At 69.9% G+C, this 8,359-nt stretch carries 8 protein-coding genes; 3 read left to right on the top strand and 5 right to left on the bottom strand.

What is annotated here, in order from left to right:
• Nucleotides 1-97: 97 nt before the first annotated feature.
• Nucleotides 98-514 (top strand): hypothetical protein, encoded by a 417-nt coding sequence (locus ACWDU1_RS25515; protein ID WP_450002203.1) that lies wholly within the window; start codon nucleotides 98-100, stop codon nucleotides 512-514.
• A 20-nt stretch (nucleotides 515-534) separates the two neighbouring features.
• On the opposite strand, the gene ACWDU1_RS25510 is transcribed toward ACWDU1_RS25515, so the two are convergent.
• From ACWDU1_RS25510 to ACWDU1_RS25490, 5 genes are all read right to left on the bottom strand, one after another.
• Nucleotides 535-1,041 (bottom strand): N-acetyltransferase family protein, encoded by a 507-nt coding sequence (locus ACWDU1_RS25510; protein ID WP_450002201.1) that lies wholly within the window; start codon nucleotides 1,039-1,041, stop codon nucleotides 535-537.
• A 79-nt stretch (nucleotides 1,042-1,120) separates the two neighbouring features.
• Entirely contained in the window at nucleotides 1,121-1,720 is a 600-nt protein-coding gene (locus ACWDU1_RS25505) for an acid phosphatase (protein ID WP_450002200.1), read from the bottom strand.
• 65 nt (nucleotides 1,721-1,785) lie between these two features.
• Nucleotides 1,786-2,295: a nitroreductase/quinone reductase family protein gene (locus tag ACWDU1_RS25500; RefSeq protein WP_450002199.1), complete on the bottom strand. Its 510-nt coding sequence runs from the start codon at nucleotides 2,293-2,295 to the stop codon at nucleotides 1,786-1,788.
• A gap of 37 nt (nucleotides 2,296-2,332) precedes the next feature.
• Nucleotides 2,333-3,619, bottom strand: a complete 1,287-nt coding sequence (locus ACWDU1_RS25495; protein WP_450002197.1) for an Rv3212 family protein — start codon at nucleotides 3,617-3,619, stop codon at nucleotides 2,333-2,335.
• A gap of 121 nt (nucleotides 3,620-3,740) precedes the next feature.
• The gene (locus ACWDU1_RS25490) at nucleotides 3,741-5,501 is read right to left on the bottom strand and encodes a DEAD/DEAH box helicase (protein ID WP_450002206.1); all 1,761 of its coding nucleotides are present in this window, start codon (nucleotides 5,499-5,501) and stop codon (nucleotides 3,741-3,743) included.
• A 579-nt stretch (nucleotides 5,502-6,080) separates the two neighbouring features.
• On the opposite strand from ACWDU1_RS25490, the gene ACWDU1_RS25485 reads away from it, so the two are divergent.
• Together ACWDU1_RS25485 and ACWDU1_RS25480 are read left to right on the top strand one after the other, a co-directional pair.
• On the top strand, nucleotides 6,081-7,163 hold the full coding sequence (locus tag ACWDU1_RS25485) for an alpha/beta hydrolase (RefSeq protein ID WP_450002204.1): 1,083 nt from the start codon (nucleotides 6,081-6,083) through the stop codon (nucleotides 7,161-7,163).
• A gap of 79 nt (nucleotides 7,164-7,242) precedes the next feature.
• Nucleotides 7,243-7,944: a ferritin-like fold-containing protein gene (locus ACWDU1_RS25480; RefSeq protein ID WP_450002196.1), complete on the top strand. Its 702-nt coding sequence runs from the start codon at nucleotides 7,243-7,245 to the stop codon at nucleotides 7,942-7,944.
• Nucleotides 7,945-8,359: the final 415 nt, after the last annotated feature.

The raw sequence follows: 8,359 nt of genomic DNA, 5'->3' as shown, positions 1-8,359 counted from the left end.
AAGCGGCGCAGCCGCCAGTCTCGAGCGCTGACAGCAGACGCTTCGGGGGCCGAACCCCGCGCGCCGGAGGCGCGCCAAAAAACATAGGCTTGCGTGCGTGGTCGAGCGAAATGATGTCGGTGTGCCGGGGACGGTCCGGGGGGCGGGCGGGTTGGTGACGCTGGAGGGTGGCGTCGCTGTGACCGTCGCGGTGGTGCTGATCGTGCGCGCGCTGCTCGGGCACGACGAGGACGCCATCAGCGGGTACGGCACGGCCATGTGGTTCGGGATCCTCGGGGGCGCCGTGCTCGCGGCGGGGATCGGGTTGTTGTTCGGGCAGCGGTGGGGGCGGGCGATCGCGGTGATCACTCAGTTGTTGCTGCTGCCTGTGGTGTGGTCGCTGTTGTTCGGGTCGCAGCAACCGCTGTACGGGACGGTGCTCGGGGTGGTGGCGCTGGGGGCGCTGGGTCTGCTGTTCGCGCCTCCGACCTCGCGGTGGGCGGCGCAGGAGTACGGGGTCACCGGCGAGGAGTGAACTGCCCGCCGGGCGCTGGGTCAGCGGGGGAGTTCGGGCACGGCCCGGGCGGCGAGGGCGGTGAGGGCGTCGCCGGTCAGCCGGTAGCCGGCCCATTCGTCCTGGACGCGGGCGCCGAGTGATTCGTAGAACCCGATCGACGGTGTATTCCAGGTCAGCACCGACCAGTCGACCCGGCTGTAGCCGTGGTCGCGGGCTTCCCGGGCGAGGGCGGCCAGCAGGGCGCGGCCGAGGCCGCTGCCGCGCGCTTCCGGAGTGACGTAGAGGTCTTCCAGATAGATTCCGTGCACTCCGTCCCAGGTGGAGAAGTTCAGGAACCAGATGGCGCAGCCGGCGATCCGGTCGTCGAGCAGCGCGGTGTGGGCGAAGACGGCGGCATCGGGGCCGAACAGCGCGGTGTGGAGTTGCCCGGTGGTCAGCGTGCACTCGTCCCGGGCCTTCTCGTACTCGGCCAGGCCGTAGACGAGGTCCACCAGTGCGGGTACGTCGCCGGGTTCGGCGCGGCGGATGTGCAGAGCGGGTGTCACCGGAAACAACTCCTCCTGGATCGGGCGGCCGGCGGTGCGAAATCGGAGCCGGACGTCGTGACCGGCGTCGTGGAGGGCGTCATAACGACCCCGGACGTAAATTGTGCGCCCATAACGTGGGCTCGGAGTGTTCGAACCCCAGCACGCTGACAGCGGCCGTTGTCAGCGCGAACCGGCGGCCTTCCCGGACCTCGAAACCCAGCCACCGGGCGATGACCGCCCGGGAGAAGTGACCGTGGCCGACCAGGATCACATCGCGGGAGTCCAGCTCGGCCCGGGCCGCCTCCAGGATCCGGTCGGCACGATCACGGATCTGCCCGGCCGATTCGCCGCCCGGGACCGGCGCGGTCCATACGGTCCAGCCCGGTGCCGCTTCCCGGATCTCCGCGATGGTTCGGCCCTCGTAGTCGCCGTAATCCCATTCGGCGAGGTCCGGCTCGATCCGCGCGACGTTCAGCCCGGCCAGTTCGGCGGTCCGCCGGGCCCGTGACCGCGGGCTCACGAAGACGACCGGATCACGCAGTCCCAGCCCGGCCACGGTCCCCGCGGCGGCGACGGCCTGCTGTTCCCCGGCGCCGGTCAGCGGTAGATCGGTACGGCCGGTATGCCGATGTGCCACCGACCATGCGGTCTCACCATGACGTAGCAGCACGAGACGAGCGTTATCGGGCGCGGACACACCAGCACAGTACGGTAACCGTGGTGCGCCGCCCGCCGTAGGACGCGACCATCCGGCCGGCCACCTCACCCACCGGCCAGCGTGAGGACGACCAGCGGGACGGGGCGTTCGGAGGTGGCCTGGAAATCGGCGAGCAGGGGGTTGTCGGCCAGCGCCCAGCTCGCGAATTCGTCGTATTCGGCGCCGGTGAGGACCCGGGCGGTGCCGTGGTGGATATGGTCGCCGAGTTCCACGATGACCGCCGGATCGGCCCGGACGTTGCGGTACCACGCGGGATAGCCGGTATCGGCGAGCGAACTGACGTAGAGGGTCGAGCCACGGTAGAGGGCGCCGAGCGGAACCACATGCCGTTTACCGGTTTTCGCGCCCGTGCTCGTGAGCAGCAGCAGCGTGGCCCCGGCGTACGCGCCGCCGACCCGGCCGCCGTTGGCCCGGAACTCGCGGATCACCTCGGTGTTCCAGACGGCCGGATCCTGTTCGGTGAACTGGTTCCACGGGGCGTCGGGATCGTCGTAGCGGGTGAATTCGCCCGCGAGGGCGGGAGCGGTGTCGGTGGGCCGGGCTGCTTCTGTCATGCCGGCAAGTGTGCCGGTCGGTACCGACAAAAACGTTTCACCGCAGCGGTTTTGCCGGACGCTCGGCATCCTCGGTCTCGTCGCGGGCGGCGTCGGGATCGGCGAAGCCGAACAGTTCACCGTCGCGGTGTTCGAGCACCGTATTGCCCAGGACCGCCAGCGAGATCGGGCCGCCGCCGTAACCGGGGCGCGCGACCGGTATGCGCGCGACCTCGGTGCCGGTGACCGGGTCCAGCGCCGCCACCGCGCCCGATACCGGGATCAGCAGGCGGCCGGCCATCGGGACGGGGGCGCCGAGCGCGTTCGCGGCCGTCCACATCGGCTCGAAAGTGGCTGCCTGCAGGGCGATCACACTGTTGCCGGTGAAAACGAGGTAGGCCGAACCGGTCCGGGTGGTGGTCGCGGTGTCGGCGAACGGTGCGGAGAGTTCCTGTACCAGAACCGGGTTGCCCTTGGCGTCGAAGATCGTCAGTCGCGGGGCGGCGGGTGCGCGGCCGTCGGCACCGGGCTGGTAGACGGCGATCCGGTTGTCGGACACCGCGATCACCCGGGCCGCCGGCGAGGCGGCGCCCGCGCCCTCGAGCAGATGCGAGCCGTATTCCTCGGGGACGTTGTCGTCCTTGGGAGCGGGTGCCAGTACGGTCAGCCGGTTCGCCGGTTCGCCGGGGCAGCGCTCCAGTACCGCCAGCCGGGACGAACTCGAGGCGGCCGAATTCAGCGCGCATCCGCTCCGGGGCTGGGTCTTCCAGTTGTCCTTGGCGTCCACATACCCGTATTCCAGGGTGCGCACCAGATCGGAGCGCCAGACCTCGAGCCGGTCGGGGCCCTGCGCCACCACATAGGTGCCGTCCACCGACAGGCGGACCCGGTCGTCCATATAGCTGCTGCGTGCGGTGCGCCGCTGCCCGTCCGCGCCGGAGACCATGGTGGTCTCGCTGCACCCGCGTTCGTTGCGGTAGACCGCGACGACCATGCCGAACTGCGCCTCCACCCCGCACAGGGGCAGATCGCGCGAGTAGCGCCACACCTGTTCGCCGGTACGCGGATCGTGACCGGTGACGGTGCCTTCCGCCCCGGTCACCGCCACGCCCTCGGAGGTGAGCGCGCGGGTTGTCGCGGTGTCGGGGGCGTGCCACATCTCGCGCAGCGTCTCCGGGAGTTCCTGGGCGGCCTGCGGGGCACGGGCCGGATGGCCGGCCACCACCGATTCGGTATCGGCCACATCGCTGGTCGCCCAGGCCACGATCACCGCGATCACCACGAAGAGGGCGATCGCGGCAGCGGTGATGACATCGGCGCGCGTTCGCCGCTCAGGTGCGAGCACGTAGGCGAGCGTAACGGATGGGGCGGACGGCCCCGGACGGTGCTCGGGGCGGGCTCCCCCGGGGCCGGAAACGGCGACCGGGCCGCGGTGACATCACCGCGGCCCGGTCCGATGCCCGTTGTCAGTCCTGCGACGATCCGTTGGCGCCCGCGCCGGCGCTCACCGTCCGGGCGTCGTCGGCGCTACCCGCCGAATCGCTCTCGGTCGCGGTATCGGCGGACCTGCGCCGCCGCCGACGGCGTGCGGGCTTGTCCGCGCTCGAATCCGCGCCGGAATCGGACGAGGTCACGGCCGACTCGTCGGACGAGCCGGCTTCGGACCCGTTACCGGTCTCGGCGGGACGGCGACGACGCCGGCGCCGGCGCGGGGTCCGGCCCGATTCGTCCTCGCTGCCGGGGGCGGTGCGGGGCTCGCCCTCGGCGGTCTCCGCGCCGGTGCCCGTGTCGTCCGTGGTGGTGGTCTCGTCCACCGGTTTCCCGCCGCGAGTGCGTTTGCGGGGACGTTTGCGGGAGCCGCGTTCCGGGCGTTCGACAACCACGGCGTCCGGATCGCGCTGCGGTTTCCGGCTGCCGACGGTCCCGGTGACGCCCTCCGGGATACCGAGGTCGGAGAACAGATGCGGCGACCGCGAATAGGTCTCGACCGGTTCCGGGATACCCAGGCCGAGCGCGGCGTCGATGGCGCCCCAGCGGGTGAGTTCGTCCCAGTCGATCAGGGTGACCGCGACCCCGGTGCGCCCGGCGCGACCGGTACGGCCGATCCGGTGCACATAGGTCTTCTCGTCCTCGGGGCACTGGTAGTTCACCACGTGGGTGACATCGTCGATATCGATACCGCGGGCCGCGACATCGGTCGCCACCAGCACGTCGACGGTGCCCTTGCGGAATTTCGAGAGTGCCTTCTCGCGGGCGATCTGACCGAGATCGCCGTGTACCGCGCCGACCGCGAAACCGCGTTCGGCCAATTCGTCGGCGACCTTCTGCGCGGTGCGCTTGGTGCGGGTGAAGATCATGGTGGCGCCACGGCTCTCGGCCTGCAGCACCCGGGCGATCAATTCGCTCTTGTCCAGCGCGTGCGCGCGGTAGACGAATTGCGCGGTCCGGTCGTGCACCGCGGAATCGTGCGGTTCCTCGGCGCGGATATGCGTCGGCCGGGTGAGGAATGTGCGGGCCAGCGTGATGATCGGGCCCGGCATGGTCGCCGAGAACAGCATGGTCTGGCGTTTATCCGGCACCATTCCGAGAATGCGTTCGATATCGGGGAGAAACCCCAGATCGAGCATTTCGTCGGCCTCGTCGAGGACCAGCACGCCGACCTTGCCGAGGATCAGATGCTGCTGGTCGGCCAGGTCCAGCAGGCGGCCGGGGGTACCGACCACCACGTCCACACCCTTGCGCAGCGCGTCGATCTGGGCGTCGTAGGGGCGGCCACCGTAGATGGAGGTCACCCGCAGCGGTCCCCGTTCGGTGGCGACGTATTTCGCCGCGTTCTCCAGGTCCTGGGTCACCTGGATGCACAATTCGCGCGTGGGCACGATGATCAGCGCGCGGGGGGTGCCGTCCAACGGCGTGGTCCCGGATTCCGCGGTACTGATCCGGTGCAGCAGCGGTACGCCGAACCCGAAGGTTTTGCCCATACCGGTGCGGGCCTGGCCGATCAGGTCCTCACCGCTGAGCGCCAGCGGCAGGGTGAGTTCCTGGATCGCGAAAGTACGTTCGATTCCGATCTCGGCGAGTGCGCGGACGATTTCGTCGCGTACACCCAATTCCGCGAAAGACGGCGCGGTATGGGCGGAGTCCAACTCCGCCGTCAGCAGAGTTTCCGCCAGACCGGGTTCCGGTTCTACTGTGATCTTGCTCAGGTTCGTGCCTTCCCTCGTTATCGCGCTACACGCGCACGAGGCGTGGGGCGGACCGGTCGGTCCACGACGACCACGGATCCGCCCTGCGATATTCACCCGGGCCGCCGCCGGATGTCGGCAGTGCCCCGGATGAGGGACAGCGAAGCTCGGACATCGGCGCAGCGCATCGGTGACGCGGATCTGGTGCGCGCACATTTTCCGTGGACATCGGAGAATTCTGTGTATCACCGCTGCGCGCACCCGTGGGGCGCGGCTTTCGGAGCTGCCGGTTCTTACTGATCGGCGGAATTCTTCCGTTGTCCGTCGCGATTGTAGCGTGCTATTGTCCCGCCCTCCGAAACCCGGCGGTGCGAATCGGCCGGAACCGTTTCGATGCCGAACGGGCGCCTGCCGAGCCCGCCTGTGCGATAGGACGTTTCACCCGGTGCGGCGCTCCCGGGCGCGGCGGTGGTAGGCGGCGGGCCCCGAAGGTGATTCGCCACACATCCGGGCGGGTCGGGCGCCCGGTACGGCTGGTACAGCCGTACCGGGATATGAGAGATTCGTGCCGTGAGCATCGCAGACCGTGGTATCGCCCTCGCCGACCGAGCCCTGCGCGTGGTGGACCGCGACGGTGAGCGGACCCGGACGCTGGGGCGCGCTGCCCGCAACGCCTGGGCACTGACCTTCGGTGACGGCGTCGAAGGGCACCGTCCGACCCCGGCCACGGTGCTCCGCGACGAACCGCATCGCCGGCTGAGCCGGTTCGAACCCGCCCCGCTCGCCGGCCGGCGGCTCGACCGTCCAGCGGTGCTGCTGGTACCCCCGCCGGCCGCCCCGGCGAGCTGCTTCGATCTGCGGCCCGGCCAGAGCCTGGCCGAGTTCCTGCTGGATACCGGACGTGCGCCGTATGTCATCGACTACGGCGAGATCACCTACGCCGACCGCCGCATGGGCTTCGAGGACTGGATTCACGACATCCTGCCCGAGGCCATCCGGCGCACCGCCGCCGATCGCAGCGACGGCGCCGAATCCGGAGTGGACCTGGTCGGCTGGTCACTGGGCGGCACGATGGCACTGCTGACCGCCGCCGCAGACACCGGCCTGCCGATCCGCTCGATCACCGCGATCGGCTCACCGCTGAACTACAACGCCATGCCCGCCACCCCCCAACTCGCGGCGGCCGCGCGCCTCACCGGCACCGGCGAGGCCGTCGGCAGCGCGCTGCGCGCGGTCGGCGGGGTCCCGGCACCGCTCACCCGGCTCGCCTACCGGCTCACCGCCTGGGACCGCGAGATCAAACGGCCGCTGTTCGTAGCGGGCAACCTGGCCCGCACCGAATCCCTGGCCCGCATGGAAGCCATCGACCGCTTCATGGCGAACATGCCCGGCTACCCCGGCCGGATGTATCAGCAGCTGTGGACCAATCTGGTACTGCGCAACGAGATCGGCCGCGGGGTGGTGAACATCGGCCCGCGCCCGATCCGGCTGGCCGACATCACGGCGCCGGTGCTGCTGGTCGGCGGCCCCAGCGATGTGATCACCCCCGCCCGCGCGGTCGAACACGGACTGCGCACCCTCACCGGCGCCGCCGCGGTCCACTACGAAACCGCGCCCGGCGGGCACCTGGGCATCCTCGCCGGAGCCACCGCCCGCGACACCACCTGGACCTACCTCGACAAGTTCCTCACCACCCCGGCCTGAGCCGAACCCCGAGGTTCGGCCCGCCGAACCCCGAGCGGCGGAGCCGCTCCGAAACCACCGCGTACTACGCTGGAGTTCCATGGGAGCACAGTCACCCGCCGAGCCGGTCGTTACGCCGGGCGAACCGGCCTCGTCACCGATTCCAGCCGACCACCCCGGCGTGACCGATCTCTTCGCGGTGCTCGCCTACGGTGAGATATCCGCCTTCTACCGGCTGGCCGAAGAAGCCACCCTCTCACCGTCGCTGCGCGGCAAGGTCGCGGTGGCCCGGATGGCCTCGGCCGAACTCGCCCACTTCGAACGCCTCGAAAAGGCCCTCACCGACCGCGGCACCGATGTGTACACGGCCATGTCGCCCTTCACCCGGGCCCTCGACGACTACCACCGCTCCACCGACCCGTCCACCTGGCTGGAATCGATGGTGAAATTCCATGTCGGAGACGGTATCGCCGCCGACTTCTACCGCGAAATAGCCGGCGCCCTCGACCTCGACGTCGCCGCCGTGGTCCGCGACGTCCTCGCCGACACCGGCCATTCCGAATTCGTGGTCGAGGAAGTCCGCACCGCAGTGGAAGCCAGCCGGTCCGAACGCGACCGCCTCACCCTCTGGGGCCGCCGCCTGCTGGGCGAAGCGATCACCCAGGCCCAATACGTGATGGCCCAGCGAGACGAACTCACCGAACTCGTCCTCGCCGCCACCGGCGATCTCAACGGCATCGCCACGCTCTTCGATCGCATGCAAACCGCCCACGCCGAACGCATGGCGGTGCTCGGGTTGTGATGTGAGGGGGTGCCGCTTGCGGCGGTGGGGGTGATCGTGGTCGTCGAGGCGAGAACGGGACGGCCGCTGCTATGTGAGGAGGCAGCCTCGTACGGAGGCGGGTAGGTGGTCCTTGTGGAGGTGGGGGCCTTGCTCGCCAAGGTCGGCAGGTGACCTTGCTTGCGGAGGTGGGGGGTGACTTTGCCCGCCGAGGTGGGGAGGTGACCCTGCTAGCGGGGGTGAGAAGGTGACCTCGCCCCGCGGAGGTGGGAAGGTGACCCCGCCCAAGGAGGTGGGGAAGGTGACCTCACTCGTCAAGGTGAGAACGTGACCTCACTCGTCAAGGTGCTGTGTTTTTTGGCGCGGCTTCGCCGCGCGGGGTTCGGCCCCTGAAGCGTCTGCTGTCAGCGCTCGAGACTGGCGGCTGCGCCGCTTC

Source organism: Nocardia sp. NPDC003345 (assembly GCF_053589395.1).
The sequence above is the reverse complement of the archived record's forward strand: the minus strand, read 5'-3'. Positions and strand labels throughout refer to the sequence as shown.

Excerpts from the sequence above, each read along its gene's own strand:
- ACWDU1_RS25480 (WP_450002196.1), top strand. The coding sequence starts at position 7,243 with ATGGGAGCACAGTCACCCGCCGAGCCGGTCGTTACGCCGGGCGAACCG.
- ACWDU1_RS25500 (WP_450002199.1), bottom strand. The coding sequence starts at position 2,295 with ATGACAGAAGCAGCCCGGCCCACCGACACCGCTCCCGCCCTCGCGGGC.